Origin of the sequence: Janthinobacterium agaricidamnosum, from assembly GCF_003667705.1 — a bacterium.
Taxonomy (GTDB): Bacteria; Pseudomonadota; Gammaproteobacteria; order Burkholderiales; family Burkholderiaceae_D; genus Janthinobacterium.
Genome location: NZ_CP033019.1, coordinates 2,965,631 through 2,980,380 on the forward strand (window position 1 = coordinate 2,965,631; position 14,750 = coordinate 2,980,380).

Genomic DNA, 14,750 nt, shown 5'->3' on the forward strand with positions numbered 1-14,750 from the left:
GTCGGCTTAGCGCAAGGCGCGTAAGCCGACAACATTGTTGGCATGGCCGGTGGTGGTGTCGGATTACGCGGGGCGTTGCCCCGCTAATCCGACCTACCTGGCCTTGCCAGCCGATGCTACCTGGTCCAGGATATGCTTGGGCACTGCCGCATAATGCTTGAATTCCATCGTGTACGTGGCGCGGCCCTGGGTCAGCGAGCGCAGGGTGGTGGAATAGCCGAACATTTCCGCCAGCGGCACGAGGGCCTTGACGATGCGCCCCGCACCGCCGGGGATGTCGTCGACGCCCTGCACCATGCCGCGCCGGGCCGTCAAGTCGCCCATGACGTTGCCCATGAACTCTTCCGGCGTTTCCGCCTCCACCTGCATCATCGGTTCCAGCAGCACGGGCGACGCCTTGCGCATGCCGTCCTTGAAGGCGATGGAGCCGGCCATGCGGAATGCGTTTTCATTCGAATCGACGTCGTGGTAGGAGCCGAACGTCAATGTCGCCTTGACGTCCACCACCGGATAGCCGGCCAGCACGCCCGATTTGAGGGTTTCGATGATGCCTTTGTCGACGGCGGGAATGAATTCGCGCGGCACCACGCCGCCCTTGATGGCGTCAACGAACTGGTAGCCCGTGCCCGGCTCCAGCGGTTCGAGTTTCAGCACCACGTGGCCGTACTGGCCCCGTCCACCCGATTGCTTGACGAACTTGCCCTCGATATCTTCCACCGCGCGCGTGATGGTTTCACGGTACGCCACCTGGGGCTTGCCCACCTTCGCTTCCACGCCGAATTCGCGCCGCATGCGGTCGACCAGAATTTCCAGGTGCAGTTCGCCCATGCCCGACATGATGGTCTGGCCCGATTCCTCGTCCGTATGCACCCTGAACGACGGGTCTTCCTGCGCCAGGCGGTTCAGGGCGATGCCCATCTTTTCCTGGTCCGGCTTGGTCTTCGGTTCGACGGCCTGGGAAATCACGGGTTCCGGGAAGATCATCTTTTCCAGCACGATGATGTGGTCGATGGCGCACAGGGTGTCGCCCGTGGTGACGGCTTTCAGGCCCACGGCGGCGGCGATGTCGCCCGCATACACTTCCTTGATTTCCTTGCGCTCGTTCGCATGCATCTGCAGGATGCGCCCCAGCCGTTCCCGCGCGCTCTTGGTGGGGTTGTAGACCATGTCGCCCGAGTTCACCACGCCCGAATACACGCGGAAGAACGTCAGCTGCCCCACGAACGGGTCCGTCATGATCTTGAAGGCCAGCGCCGAGAAATGCTCGTCGTCGGCCGGATGGCGCTCCACCTCGTTGTCGTGCTCGTCGTGGCCCATGATGGGCGGCACTTCCAGCGGCGACGGCAGGTATTCGATGACGGCGTCGAGCATGGCCTGCACGCCCTTGTTCTTGAAGGCGCTGCCGCACAGCATGGGCACGATTTCGTTGCGGATGGTGCGCGCGCGCAAAGCCTGCTTGAGTTCCGCTTCCGTGAACGTGTCGCCATTCAGGTAGCGCTCCGTCATGTCGAGGCTCGCTTCAGCCGCCTGTTCGACCAGGTGCTCGTGCCATTCCCGCGCCTGCGCCAGCAGCTCGGCGGGAATCTCGCCATAGCTGAACTGCACTCCCTGGCTGGCGTCGTCCCAGGTGATGGCGCGCATTTTCAGCAAGTCGATGACGCCCGTAAAATGCTCTTCCGCGCCGATGGGCAGCTGGATGGGCACGGCCACGCCCTTCAGGCGCTCGCCGATCTGCTTGCGCACGCGCAAGAAATCCGCGCCCACCCGGTCCATCTTGTTGATGAAGGCGATGCGCGGCACATGGTATTTATTGGCCTGGCGCCAGACGGTCTCGGACTGGGGCTGCACGCCGCCGACGGCGTCGTAGACCATCACGGCGCCGTCGAGCACGCGCATCGAACGCTCCACCTCGATCGTGAAATCCACGTGGCCGGGCGTGTCGATGATGTTAATGCGGTGTTCGGGGAAGTTGCCGGCCATGCCTTTCCAGAACGCGGTGGTGGCGGCCGAGGTGATGGTGATGCCCCGTTCCTGCTCCTGCTCCATCCAGTCCATGGTGGCGGCGCCGTTGTGCACTTCACCGATCTTGTGATTGACCCCCGTATAAAAAAGGATGCGCTCGGTGGTGGTGGTCTTGCCGGCGTCGATATGGGCGCTGATGCCGATGTTGCGGTAGCGCTCGATAGGTGTTTTGCGGGTCATCACAATCTCCATGGCTAGCCCCGGCACGACTGTGTTTGCGCCGGTTTTCCAGTGTAGCAGACATCGATTTTGGCAGTGGCGGGTAACCGGTTTTTACCATGCGCGCAACACTGACATTAACGCGCACGCGCGTTGCACAGGACAAATAAGAGTTTCGGCTATACTTTCAACTTTATTAATCCAGCAAAGATTAATCAAAATCAATACGCACGGTGAATTACCGTGCAAGGCGACGCCGCCGGCATGCAGCCCAGGTGCGCACCGAATGACATGCCCCACTCAGCCTATGACCATCCAACTAAGAAAAATAATCCTCTCCTCCCTGCTGGCGTCGCCGGCGCTGGCCATGGCCGGCGAACTGGAACAGCAAATGCAGCGTTGCGCCGTGCTTGGTGACGCCAGCGCCCGCCTGGGCTGCTTCGACACCCTGGCCAAGGCGGCGGAAAAAGCCACCATCGCCGCCGGCGGCGATCCCGTCACCGCTGCCGTGGCCCTGGCAGCGGCTGCCGAGGTTGCTCCCATCACGCCCGTCAGCCCGCCGGGCGTGGCCACGCCGGACGCCGTCAACGCCGCCATCCCCGCCATCGCGCAGGCTGGCGCGGCGCCGCCGGAAGCACCGATTTCGCGCACCCAGCAATCGTGGGAACTGAACGACGCATCGAAACGGGGCCTGTTCAACTTCCGCCCGCACCGCGACACCTATCTGTTGCTGGCCAATTACAGCGACGCCTCGAACGACGAACCGTTCCAGGATTTCACGCCAGCCGGCATCAAGAGCCAGCACGTGGAATTGACCTTCCAGCTGAGTTTCAAGATGAAACTGCTGGAGGACATCGCCGGCACGCCCATCGACATGTGGTTCGGCTACACGCAGCAAAGTTTCTGGCAGGCGTATAACCGCAAGGCTTCGAGCCCCTTCCGCGAGACCAATTACCAGCCGGAGCTGATGCTGATCTTGCCGATCAACAAGAATTTCGCGGGCCTGGAATTCAATTACCTGAACCTGGGCCTCGTGCACCAGTCGAATGGCCAGACCTCGACCCTGTCGCGCAGCTGGAACCGCGTGTATGCCGAGCTGGGCGTGGAAAAAGACAACCTGGCCGTCACGGGCCGCATCTGGCACCGCCTCGACAACAGCGCGACGGACAACGACAATATCGACATCACCGATTACATGGGACATGGCGACTTGCGCGTGAGCTACCGCAACAAGGGCCATGAATACGCCGTGACGGCGCGCCGCAATTTCAGCAAGAAGCATGGCTCGATGCAGGCCAGCTGGGCTTTCCCATTGAAAGCCAACCTGAAAGGCTATCTGCAGCTGTTCTCCGGCTATGGCCAGAGCCTGATCGACTATAACTATTCGCAGAAATCGATCGGCGCCGGTTTCATGGTCGACCTGTAAGCAGTACACGCATAAAAAATGGCGCCGACGGCGCCATTTTTTATGGGAAATCCAGTTCAGTGCCGCCCGCCACCGAGCACCCGAGCCGGCAGCATGACGATGGCGCGCAGCAATTCGAACACGCCTTCCACGCCGATGCCGATCAGGCGAAATGGCAGCAACAGCAGCCAGGCCAGCGGATACAGCACGAGAGCCAGCAAGGCCAGGGGCCAGCACACCAGCAAGAGCAGCAGCCACAGCACGAATCCCAGCATCGCGTTCCCCTCGAATGAAATGTGCGGAGCAAGCCGTGCTTGCCCCGCTACCGTGACGGCACTATAGCCAAGCGCCGCGGGGGCGGCAACGGCCGTGCGACGAACTGCGTGCTACGGGGATGAACGGTGCAAAAACGGGAATGAACGGGGGCTTACTGGCCGACGCAAATCACTTTCGTGATGTACTCGTGCGCGTTCGGCTTCTTGCTGGCGGCCCATTTGATGGCCTGGTTGGCCTCTTCGATGGTCAGGATGGAGGCCTTGTCCTTCGACTTGATGAAGGACACGCCTTCAAACACGCCTTCCTTGCTGCGCATTACCTTGGCAAACACGGGCGGTTTGGTCTCGCCGTCGCTGATTTTGTTCTGTTGCACGAGGTAACGCTGATCGATCTGTTCCATGATAATAAAGCTGTCCAGTGGTAAAAGACGGAATATACCCTGAATGGACAAACGCCGCAGGATGAAATCGCTGCGGCGTTATCTTTAAATCAATGATACTCAGGCGTAGACGGCGTTCTGCGTGGCAGGCTGCAGATTCACGTCATAGATCACCTGCGCGCGGATCGACGTTTCCAGCGAGGGGATCGAGCCGCCCGCGCGGTACTGGAAGCTCACCTGCAGCACGTCGCCCGCCTTCACGGCCACCGGCGCGGCCAGCGGCAGGCACATGTAGTGGTTCAGCCAGTCGATGGTGGTCGAGCGCTCGGGCACGACGGCCAGGATGTTCTTGGTGACGAAACGCAAGGCGTTCAAGGTGCCGCTGCGCTCGACGACGAACTTGCCGTCGAAGCCGAACACGCTGTCCGTCGGCTGGCTGAAGTCGATGATGCTGTAGACGGACGGCGGCGCCAGTTCCAGCACGCCCGGGTGGATGGCCGTGGTTTCCTGGAATTGCACGATGGGCGCATAAAACCCCTCGAAATCGTATTCCTGCTGCATCGGCTGCACGGCCATGATGACGGCCTCGGGCAGGAAGATGGGCAGCGGGCCGCCGAAGCGGGCCAGGTAGCGGCGCTTGAACGATTCGATCACTTCCACCTGCTTTTCGCGCAGCATGCCTACATGGATCATTTCGCAGATGACCACGTCAACGGGCTCGGGCGGCAGGTATTCGAAGGCGTCCGCATGGACGACTTCGACTTTTTCACCGTTCGGGTTGAGCGCCAGCATCTTGCGCGCTTCCTTGACCATGTCCGGATTGAACTCCACGCACCAGACCTTGTCGGCGCGCGCTGCCGCAAACCACGACAGCACGCCCGTGCCGCCGCCCAGCTCCAGCACCTTCATGCCGGGTTTCACCGCGTAATCGATCGCCGACTTGAACCCGTGCATGCGGTTCTGGTCCATCAACATATTGTGATGGTAATGGACGGGGATAAATTGCCCCAGGTAACAACTCTCGATTTCTCGTTCATTCAGCATGTCTGTCCTCTTGGAGTCTGGCTCCGATGGCCGATCGGTTTTGTCATTCCAGAAAGCAGTGATATCGCACGGGCTGCGCGAGGGGCGGCGACAATACAGCCGGCGCCTGACGGTGGTGTGATGGCCCATGCGAACAATCTCCTGATTAATGCGACACGATCATTATCGTTAATCGCCAGGGAGAACAAAGGGCTGAGGTGAGAGGCAATTCCATGCCAGTTTCGGCGCTGGCATGGAAAATATTATCAGAACGACTATTTGCGGGCAGCGCGCGCCTTCTGGGCCGCTTCGATGATGGCGACCACGCCCGGCTTGTCGCCGGCCTGGGCGAACTGCACGGCCGTCCAGCCATGGTCGCTTTTCAGGGTGGCGTCCGCGCCCCAGGACAACAGCAGCTTGACGGCGCCCTCCTGTCCTTCGCGGGCGGCAAACATCAGCGGCGTGATATTGGCAGGCGCGCGCGCATCAACGACGGCGTCGCGGTCGAGCAATATCTTCATGATGGGCAAGTCACCCGCCGAGGCCGCATAGTGGAGCGCCGTCCAGCCGCTCTGGTTGACCTTGGCCCCCTTGGCCAGCAAGGCGTTCACCGCGTCCAGCTTGTGCTTGTAGGCGGCCATCATCAGCGCCGTGTTGCCGTTGGCCGAACGGGCCTCGATGTCGATGCCGGGTGCGTCGAGCAGCAGCTTGAACACCTTGTCCGCATCGTCGCGCAGCGCCAGCACGAGCGGTATGTCGCCGCGCTGCGCGTCAGGCTGGTTCGGATTCATGCCGTCAGCCAGCATGCCGCGCACGCCGCTGTCGTTGTTGACGGAGACGGCGCGGAAGAAGGCATCCGGTTCCGGCGCCGCCTGGCCGGCCGTCGCCCAGCACAGCAGCATCGCCGCAGCGAGTTTTCTCATCATGTCGGACCTTAAGAAGTTATGGCAACTGATTGAATAGCTTGAAGAAATTGTCCGTCGTCTGTTTCGCCACCTGGTCCAGGGGGATGCCTTTCAGGGTCGACAGGTACTCGGCCACGTGGGCCACGTAACCCGGTTCGTTCATGCGGCCGCGGAACGGCACGGGGGCCAGATACGGCGAATCCGTCTCGATCAGGATGCGCTCGAGCGGCACTTCCAGCGCCACGGCCTGCAAATCCTTGGCGCTCTTGAACGTGACGATGCCTGAAAACGAGATATAGAAACCCATGTCGATGGCGGCGCGCGCCACTTCCAGCGATTCCGTAAAGCAATGCATGACGCCGGCCACGCCGCCGTCGGCCACGCCCGCGCCCTCTTCGCGCATGATGCGTATCGTGTCTTCGCTGGCCGCTCTTGTGTGAATAATCAAGGGTTTACGGGTGATTCTTGAAGCTTTGATGTGAGTGCGGAAACGCTCGCGCTGCCACTCGAGGTCGCCCGTCAGGCGGAAATAATCGAGGCCCGTCTCGCCGATGGCGATGATCTTCGGGTGGTCGGCCAGGCGCACCAGGTCTTCCACTGACGGTTCAGGCGTGTCCTCGTAATCGGGATGCACGCCAACGGAGGCAAAGATATGCGGATACTGCTCGGCCAGGGCCAGCACCTGCGGAAAGTCCGGCAAGTCGACGGACACGCACAGCGCGTGCGTCACCTTGTTCTCGGCCATCTTGGCGAGGATCTCGGGCATGCGAGCAGCCAGCTCGGGGAAATTGATATGGCAATGGGAATCGATATACATAAGGCGGGATTGTACCGGAGGGAGCAAAAACTGGCAGGGGAACGGCGGCGGCGCGCATCCCCTGCCGGGGCGGTTCGGATGCTGGCAGCCGATTACATCTGCGAGGCCGGATGTTCTGCGAGCGGAACGAAGTTGCCGGTCGATTCGTCGAGCGCGTCGAGCGAACCGTTCTCGATGTCGTACACCCAGCCATGCAGGGTCAGGCGATGCTGCGCCATGGCCAGCGCCACCGAGGGATGCGTGCGCAGGTTATTCAGTTGCGCGACCACGTTGGCGCGCACCATGCCGTCGATGCGCGACTGCTCCGTCGGATGGTCGACCGATTCGTTGATCATGCGCGCAGCATCCGCATGGTGCAGCCAGCTGCGCACGGCCGGCATGTGATCGAGGCAGGCGCAGGTGGCGATCGCCTTCATCGCGCCGCAATCGGAATGGCCGCAAATGACGATGTCGCTCACGTTCAGGGCGGACACGGCAAATTCCACCGTGGCGCTGACGCCGCCCGGCTCCGGGCCGTACGAAGGCACGATGTTGCCCGCGTTGCGGATCACGAAGAGTTCGCCCGGCTCGCGCTGCGTCACCAGTTCGGGCACCATGCGGCTGTCCGAGCAGGAAATGAACAGGGCCTTCGGGGTTTGTCCCGTGGCCAGGGTCTTGAACAACTCGCGGCGCTCAGGAAAAACCTCTTTTTGGAAACGTAGGAATCCAGCAATAATGTCGCGCATAATCAATAGGGATCGTTATCTGAGCCGGTATTATCGCTGAATGGCGCAGGTTTCGCCTATTGCCCCGCCTACTGCCCTTCTGGCGGCTGCCACAGTTCCACCTTGTTGCCCTCGGGATCGATGACCCAGCCGAACTGGCCGTATGCCGAGTCGGGCGCCTTGTCCAGCACATTACAGCCTTCGTCGCGCAGCGCTTGCAGCAGCGCATCGAGGTCGTCGACCCGGTAATTGATCATGAAGGACGCCTTGCCGGGCGCGAACTGCTCGCTGTCCTTGGCCGCCACGGACCAGATGGTGGTGCCGGCCGTGGGCTGGCCAGCGGCGTCCGTCCAGGTGAAGGCGGCGCCGCCCCAGGGCTGCACGTCCAGACCCAGGTGACGCTGGTACCAGGCGCGCAGCGCGGCCGGGTCTTGCGCCTGGAAAAAGATACCGCCAATGCCAGTGACTCGTTGCATGCACGCCTCCGTTGCTGTCCAGTGCCTGACTGTAACACCGGGGGTCAAGCGTGGCAAACGGCGCAGAGATAATTTACATTAACTTAGTAACACAAGCGCTTGATTTCATTGGCAACTTGACGCATAGTCCAGCAGCATGTCTTCGAGGAACAGCTTGGGCGACAAGGGGTGTTCGGCAATCGCGCGGCGCTCATTCGCCGCCTTGATGGCGGCCATCAGGCGGCTGACGTTGATGCGCCCGGCCAGCGCTTCCAGTTCGCGCCGGTGGCGCGGGTAGTAGCGGATGGTGCCGGACAATTTAACGGAAAACACGTCGTACAGCCAGCGCTGGAGCGATGCCACGAGCGGCGCCAGCGGCGCCTTCTGCAATTTGTCGGCCGCCTTCAGGGCCGCTTCCACGCCGGGATTGGCCAGCACCTGCAGCAACTGTTCCGTTTCCTCGCGACCGCCCGATTCGGACTGGGCCAGCGCGGCCAGCGGCGCGCCGCCCTGCTCGCGCAGCCAGCTGTCCGCATCGTTCAAGCCTTGAGCCTTGAGCCACGTCAACGCCTGCTCGTGGCTGGGCATGGGCAAGGCAAATTTCCTGCAGCGCGACAAGATCGTCGGCAACAGGCGGTCCAGGCTGTTCGAGGCCAGCAGGAACAAGGTGCCCGGCGGCGGCTCTTCCAGGGTCTTCAGCAAGGCGTTCGAGGCGGGCGTATTGAGCGCCTCGGCCGGGTACAGCACCACCACGCGCAAGCCTTGCCGGTGCGTGGAAATGTTCATGAAGTCGGCCAGGTTGCGGATCTGTTCGATCTTGATGTCTTTCGACGGCGTCTTGGTCTTGGCGCTTTTCTTCGCGCCTTCACCCTCTTCGCCGTCGTCCGCCACTTCGTCTTCCAGCGCTTCCGGACGCACGCGGCGGTAATCGGGATGGTTGCCCTGGCTAAACCAGCCGCACGAGACGCAGGCACCGCAGGCATGGCCGTCGGCGCGCACGTCTTCGCACAGCAGCGCTTGCGCAAAATGCTCGATGAAGTCGGCCTTGCCGATGCCTTGCGCGCCATGGAACAGGATGGCATGCGGCATGCGCGGGCGCAAGGCTTGCAGCTGCTGCCACGCGTCCTGTTGCCACGGATACAGAGAACTTGTCATATCTTCTTCTTTTAAATCAGCGCGTTACAGTGCTTTGTGCAAGTAATACATCAAGCAATTGCGCGAGCTGCACCTGGATGTCGGCAATGCTTTGCGTGGAATCGATGATGCGGAAACGCTGCGGGAACTGGGCCGCGCGGCGCAAATACTCATTGCGCGTGGCGGCAAAGAAGTCGGCCTGCTCCTGCTCGAATTTATCCAGGGCACGCGTGGCGTCCAGGCGGGCCCGGGCAACTTCCAGGGGCACGTCGAACAGGAAAGTGATGTCCGGCTGCAGATGCGGGTGCACCCACGCTTCCAGCGCTTCCATCTTGCGCAAGTCCATGCCCCGCCCGCCGCCCTGGTAGGCGAAGCTGGCATCGGTAAAGCGGTCGGAAATGACCCACTCGCCCCGCTCCAGGGCGGGCGCGATGACTTGCGCGATGTGTTCGCGGCGGCTGGCGAACATCAGCAGGGCTTCCGTTTCCAGGTGCATCTTTTCATGCAGCAGCAGTTCGCGCAGCTTTTCGCCCAGGCTGGTGCCGCCCGGTTCGCGCGACGAGACGAGGGCCACGCCCCGTTGCCGCAGGTAATCGGTAACAAAGCCGATATGCGTCGACTTGCCCGCGCCATCGATGCCTTCGAAGGTGATGAAGCGGGGTTGATAGTGTTGTGTCATGAAACTCTTGATCTGATAAGGATATTAGCGCTGGTACTGGTTCACGGCGCGGTTATGGTCGGGCAAGTTGGCCGAGAACTGGCTGGTGCCGTCGCCGCGCGCGACGAAATACAGCGCCTGCGTGCGGGCCGGCGCGAGCGCCGCCGTCAGCGATTGCGCGCCAGCCAGGGCGATCGGCGTGGGCGGCAAGCCGCCGCGCGTGTAGGTATTGTACGGGGTGTCCGCTTCCAGGTCGCGTTTGCGGATCTTGCCCTGGTAATTGTCGCCCATGCCATAGATCACGGTCGGGTCCGTCTGCAGCAGCATGCCCGTCTTCAGGCGGTTGACGAAGACGCCGGCGATCATGGCCCGCTCGGACTTTTGGCCCGTTTCCTTTTCCACGATGGACGCCATGATCAGCGCCTCGTACGGGTTTTTATATGGCAAGGCCGGATCGCGCTTGAACCACGCTTCGGACAGGCGGCCTATCATGGCCGCGTGCGCCTGCTTGAAAATCTGCATTTCGCTGGCGCCCTTGGCGAACAGATACGTGTCCGGGAAGAACAAGCCTTCCGGCAGCACATATTCGGGGCTGATCTTCGCCATCAGTTCCTTGTCGGACAGGCCCACGGTATCGTGCTTGAGACCGGGATGGCTGGCCATGGCCATGCGCATCTGCTTGAAAGTCCAGCCTTCGATGATGGTCAAGGATTCCTGCGCGAACTCGCCGCGTGCCAGCTGCGTGATCAGACGCTGCGGCGTCGTGCCCGGTTTCAGCTCGTAGGAACCGGCCTTGATCTTCGAGGTCTTGCCTTCGATGCGCGCCAGCATGTTGAACAGGATGGGCACGATGGGCACGCCCGCGTCCGCGATCTGCTGGCCGGCCGCATGCGCGCCGCTGCCGGGCGCAATCGTAAACGGAATCGCTTCGCCGTCCGTGGTGATGGGCTGCTGCGCCCAGTACACAAAAGTACCGCCCACGCCGATGGCGGCGATGACTGAACTGACTACAAGTTTTTTAAAGAAAGCCATTGTTCCGATTCTTGTGATGCACTCGCTGGCGGGCAGCGCGCGCTTGTTATGATCGTTCATTTGTGAAGCAAGTACGCGCAAAGCGGCGCCAACACTGGCAATCTTGCCGCTGCCGACGCAATCTGCGCGACATCACTATAATGAACCCGTAATGATAATGCTTAATCGCTGATCTAATGGAAATTATGAATAACTGGAATCAATTTTTAACCGCCCAAGGCGCCCGCCCCGCTGCCATCGATGGCGCGCCTGACGGCACCGTCCCCATCGCCGCCGCCCCTATCGCCGATTTTGGCCAGTCCCTGACAGTGTCCCAGCTGCAAGAAGGTTTTGTCGTGGCCATCACGGACCAGGGCTTGATCGGCTTGAACGGCGACGAGGCAGCCAGTTTCCTGCACGGCCAGCTGACCAATGACGTGGAGCACCTGAACCAGGAGCAAGTGCGCCTGGCCGGCTACTGCACGCCGAAAGGCCGGCTGCTGGCCAGTTTCCTGATGTGGCGCAACGCCACCACCATTTATCTGCAATTGCCGCGCGCCATACAGACCGCCATCCAGAAGCGCCTGCAGATGTTCGTGCTGCGCGCCAAGGCCAAGCTGCACGATGCATCCGTTGATGAAGCGAACCAGGTCGTCCTGGGCTTGGGCGGCAAGCAAGCTGGCGCGGCCCTGTCGGCCTGGTTCCCCGCCCTGCCCGCCACGCCGTTCAGCAAGGTCGAGCACGCGCTGGGCACCCTGCTGCGCGTGGCCGATGCCTTTGGCAGCCCCCGCTATGAATGGCTGACGTCGGCCGCCACGGCACGCGACGTGTGGCCGCAGCTGGCTGAAAAACTGGCCAAGGGCGGAAATGACGCCTGGCAATTGTCGGACATCCATGCGGGCATCCCGCAAATCACGGCCGCCACGCAAGAGCAATTCGTGCCGCAGATGGTCAATTTCGAGCTGCTGGGCGGCGTCAATTTCAAGAAAGGCTGCTACCCGGGCCAGGAAATCGTCGCGCGCAGCCAGTACCTGGGCAAGCTCAAGCGCCGCACCACCCTCGTCAGCATCGCTGACGCAAGCGTCGTGGCCGGTGGCGAACTGTTTGCCGTCAGCGACCCCGAGCAACCTTGCGGCATGGTCGTCAACGCCGCACCCAACGGTGATGGCGGCATCGACGCCCTCGTTGAAATGAAGCTGGGGGCGATCGAAGAAGGTTCAAGCGCCGCCGGCGCCGTGCGCTACGGCTCGGCCCAGGGTGCGGCCGTGCATTTCCTGCCCATGCCTTACGTGCTTGACGCACTCGACTTGTGAGAATGCCATGAAAGATTTGTACATTTATTATCAGGTCAAGCAAGAGCACGCCCAGGCGCTGGAAGCCAGGGTGCGCGCCTTGCAGGCGAAACTGGCGGCCGCGTCCGGCGTGGCGCCGCAACTGAAGCGCCGTCCTGACAGCAAGGATGGCTTGCAGACGTGGATGGAAATCTATCCCGTCGTCGGCGAAGGGTTTGCCGAATTGCTGGCCGCTGCCGCCGACGAGGCAGGCTTGCTGGCCCTGACGGCCGGCGCGCGCCATACGGAAGTGTTCATGGATTTGCCCCCATGTGCCTGATCGTTTTTGCCTGGAAAGTCAATCCGCACATTCCGCTGATTGCCGCCGCCAACCGCGACGAATTCTATGAACGCGCCAGCGCCCCCGCCGGGGCCTGGCCCGAGCACCCGCAAGTGTATGCGGGCCGCGACCTGCAGGCGGGCGGCAGCTGGATGGGCATCACGCAGTCCGGCAGCGGCAGCTCGCGCTTTGCCGCCATCACGAACATCCGCAGCCCGCAAGACCGCAACCCGGACGCCCCCTCGCGCGGCGCCCTGGTGGCCGACTATCTGGCCGGCGACATGTCGCCGCAAGACTATATCGCGCAAATCCGTCCCGGCTGCAAAGCCTACAACGGTTTTAACCTGGTGCTGGGCGATGCGGATACGCTGATCTGGTTTTCCAACCGCGGCGATGGCGACGCGCGCAATGGCCAGCCATTGGAACCGGGCATCTACGGCCTGTCGAACGCCCTGCTCGACGCACCGTGGCCGAAGGTCCTGAAGACCAAGGCCCAGTTCGCCAGCCTGCTGTGCCAGGGCGCCCCCGACGAGGCCTATTTCGACATGCTGGCCGACACCACGCGCGCGCCGGACTTCCGCTTGCCCGACACGGGCGTGCCGCTCGACCTCGAGCGCGTGCTGTCCGCCGTCTGCATCGAAACACCGGGCTACGGCACGCGCACGTCCACCGTGGTGAAACTGTTCCCGGACTCGCCCGGCGAATTGCATGAGCTGGTGATCCAGTAGGTCGGGTTAGCGCGCAAGCGCGTAACCCGACAATACCAGCGTCCTCAACCGGCATCACCACCGTCCCCGATGTCGGATTACGCGCGCCTCCGGCGCGCTAATCCGACCTACGCAAGCTTTCCCTATCCTCATCGAAAACCCATCCATCATCGCCGCGCAGAAAAAAGAAAACGCTTGCATTAGCGCGCAAGCGCGTAACCCGACAACACCAGCGCCCTCAACCGGCATCACCACCGTCCCCGATGTCGGATTACGCGCGCCTCGGGCGCGCTAATCCGACCTACGCAAGCTTCCCCTATCCTCATCGAAAACCCACCATCCACCCATCCGCACAAAAAAAGAAAGCGCTTGCGCAAGCGCTTTCTTTTGTTTACGATAGATTCCAACGCGGCGACACAGCCGCACACTATCGCAGCACACAATAAGAATAAAACCATCAGGAGACACCATGGCCACCATGGAAGATGTAGCGCGGGCGGCGGACGTATCGTTGTCGACCGTTTCGCACGTACTCAACGGCACCCGCAAGGTCAGCCCGAAAACCGTCGCCGCCGTCAACGCGGCCATGCAGCAGATCGGCTATGTGCCGAACATGCTGGCGCGTGCCCTGGCCGGCTCCTCGTCGGGCACCATCGGCGTGGCCATTTCCGCTTTCACCAATCATTACTTCAGTGAAACCGTGCGCGCCATCGAGGCGGCCTGCACGCGCCACGGTTTGATGATGCTGTTTTCCGATACGCATGACGATCCCGAACAGGAACTCAAGGTGGTGCAGAACTTGCACCAGCGCCGGGTCGACGGCATCGTGCTGGCACCTTCGGGCGACTCGCACCATCGCACGCTCGACTACTTGACCAGCAACAAGATCGCTTCCGTGCTGGTCGACCGCATGTCGCCCCAGCCCTTCGACCAGGTGGGCGTGGAAAACATCGAGGCGACGGCCCAGCTGGTCAGCCACCTGATCGCGGCCCACGGCCACCGCCGCATCGGCTTCATCAGCGGCGCACCCGGCCTGTCCACGACGCACGAGCGTATCGACGGCTACCGCCTGGCCTTGCAGCGCGCCGATATCGTTTTTGACCCCGCACTGCTGCGCTCGGGCGACTCGAACCTCGAGCGCAGCGGCGCGGCCACGCGCGAGTTGCTGGCCCTGCCCGCCGGACAGCGCCCGACAGCCATCGTGGCCGGCAATAACCTGATGACCATCGGCACCATGCACGCCTTGCGCGATGCACAGATTGCGGTACCGCAAGACGTGGCGCTGGCCGGCTTCGATGATTTCGACTGGGCCGATTACTTCAGCCCCCGCCTGACCGTGATGGCGCAGCCGCTGGAAGAGCTGGGCGCCATGGCCGTCGACCTGTTGATCGACCGTATCGCCAACCCGGGCCGCGCCCAGCATGTGCAGCGCTTGTCGCCGACCTTGCGCGTACGCAACTCCTGCGGCTGCCCCTGACCTTTCA

16 protein-coding genes are annotated in these 14,750 nt (G+C 62.2%); 5 read left to right on the top strand and 11 right to left on the bottom strand.

The annotated features are described in order from the left end of the window. Positions 1-93: 93 nt before the first annotated feature. Positions 94-2,202, bottom strand: coding sequence for an elongation factor G (gene fusA / locus D9M09_RS13265; protein WP_121671077.1), 2,109 nt, complete (start codon positions 2,200-2,202; stop codon positions 94-96). Positions 2,203-2,488: 286 nt separating this feature from the next. Here fusA and D9M09_RS13270 point away from each other — a divergent pair, with 286 nt between their 5' ends. After that, positions 2,489-3,607, top strand: coding sequence for a phospholipase A (locus D9M09_RS13270; RefSeq protein ID WP_070218340.1), 1,119 nt, complete (start codon positions 2,489-2,491; stop codon positions 3,605-3,607). 56 nt (positions 3,608-3,663) lie between these two features. On the opposite strand, the gene D9M09_RS13275 is transcribed toward D9M09_RS13270, so the two are convergent. The 10 genes from D9M09_RS13275 to mltG form a co-directional block, all read right to left on the bottom strand. Then, positions 3,664-3,861: a hypothetical protein gene (locus D9M09_RS13275; protein ID WP_070218341.1), complete on the bottom strand. Its 198-nt coding sequence runs from the start codon at positions 3,859-3,861 to the stop codon at positions 3,664-3,666. A 152-nt stretch (positions 3,862-4,013) separates the two neighbouring features. Beyond that, a complete protein-coding gene (locus D9M09_RS13280; protein WP_070218342.1) occupies positions 4,014-4,262 on the bottom strand; it encodes a hypothetical protein in 249 nt (82 codons plus the stop codon). A gap of 99 nt (positions 4,263-4,361) precedes the next feature. Further along, positions 4,362-5,285: a methyltransferase domain-containing protein gene (locus D9M09_RS13285; RefSeq protein WP_099408549.1), complete on the bottom strand. Its 924-nt coding sequence runs from the start codon at positions 5,283-5,285 to the stop codon at positions 4,362-4,364. Positions 5,286-5,539: 254 nt separating this feature from the next. Beyond that, a complete protein-coding gene (locus D9M09_RS13290) occupies positions 5,540-6,190 on the bottom strand; it encodes an ankyrin repeat domain-containing protein (RefSeq protein WP_070218344.1) in 651 nt (216 codons plus the stop codon). Between the two features lie 16 nt (positions 6,191-6,206). Further along, complete coding sequence (locus D9M09_RS13295) at positions 6,207-6,986, bottom strand: TatD family hydrolase (protein ID WP_070288475.1); 780 nt, start codon at positions 6,984-6,986, stop codon at positions 6,207-6,209. Positions 6,987-7,078: 92 nt separating this feature from the next. Next, positions 7,079-7,711, bottom strand: coding sequence for a carbonic anhydrase (locus D9M09_RS13300; protein WP_034756156.1), 633 nt, complete (start codon positions 7,709-7,711; stop codon positions 7,079-7,081). 68 nt (positions 7,712-7,779) lie between these two features. Beyond that, the gene (locus D9M09_RS13305) at positions 7,780-8,166 is read right to left on the bottom strand and encodes a VOC family protein (RefSeq protein WP_121669524.1); all 387 of its coding nucleotides are present in this window, start codon (positions 8,164-8,166) and stop codon (positions 7,780-7,782) included. A 105-nt stretch (positions 8,167-8,271) separates the two neighbouring features. Further along, a complete protein-coding gene (locus D9M09_RS13310) occupies positions 8,272-9,300 on the bottom strand; it encodes a DNA polymerase III subunit delta' (protein ID WP_121669525.1) in 1,029 nt (342 codons plus the stop codon). Positions 9,301-9,316: 16 nt separating this feature from the next. Continuing rightward, complete coding sequence (gene tmk / locus D9M09_RS13315; protein WP_121669526.1) at positions 9,317-9,958, bottom strand: dTMP kinase; 642 nt, start codon at positions 9,956-9,958, stop codon at positions 9,317-9,319. A 24-nt stretch (positions 9,959-9,982) separates the two neighbouring features. Continuing rightward, positions 9,983-10,969, bottom strand: coding sequence for an endolytic transglycosylase MltG (gene mltG, locus D9M09_RS13320; RefSeq protein ID WP_121669527.1), 987 nt, complete (start codon positions 10,967-10,969; stop codon positions 9,983-9,985). 176 nt (positions 10,970-11,145) lie between these two features. On the opposite strand from mltG, the gene D9M09_RS13325 reads away from it, so the two are divergent. From D9M09_RS13325 to D9M09_RS13340, 4 genes are all read left to right on the top strand, one after another. Further along, positions 11,146-12,261: a YgfZ/GcvT domain-containing protein gene (locus tag D9M09_RS13325; protein WP_070288480.1), complete on the top strand. Its 1,116-nt coding sequence runs from the start codon at positions 11,146-11,148 to the stop codon at positions 12,259-12,261. A gap of 7 nt (positions 12,262-12,268) precedes the next feature. Beyond that, positions 12,269-12,559, top strand: a complete 291-nt coding sequence (locus tag D9M09_RS13330; RefSeq protein ID WP_070218351.1) for a DUF4936 family protein — start codon at positions 12,269-12,271, stop codon at positions 12,557-12,559. Continuing rightward, positions 12,550-13,287, top strand: coding sequence for an NRDE family protein (locus D9M09_RS13335; protein ID WP_121669528.1), 738 nt, complete (start codon positions 12,550-12,552; stop codon positions 13,285-13,287). Before D9M09_RS13330 ends, D9M09_RS13335 begins: the two co-directional genes overlap by 10 nt. Before the next feature lie 448 nt (positions 13,288-13,735). Next, a complete protein-coding gene (locus D9M09_RS13340; RefSeq protein ID WP_121669529.1) occupies positions 13,736-14,743 on the top strand; it encodes a LacI family DNA-binding transcriptional regulator in 1,008 nt (335 codons plus the stop codon). The last annotated feature ends 7 nt before the right edge of the window (positions 14,744-14,750 follow it).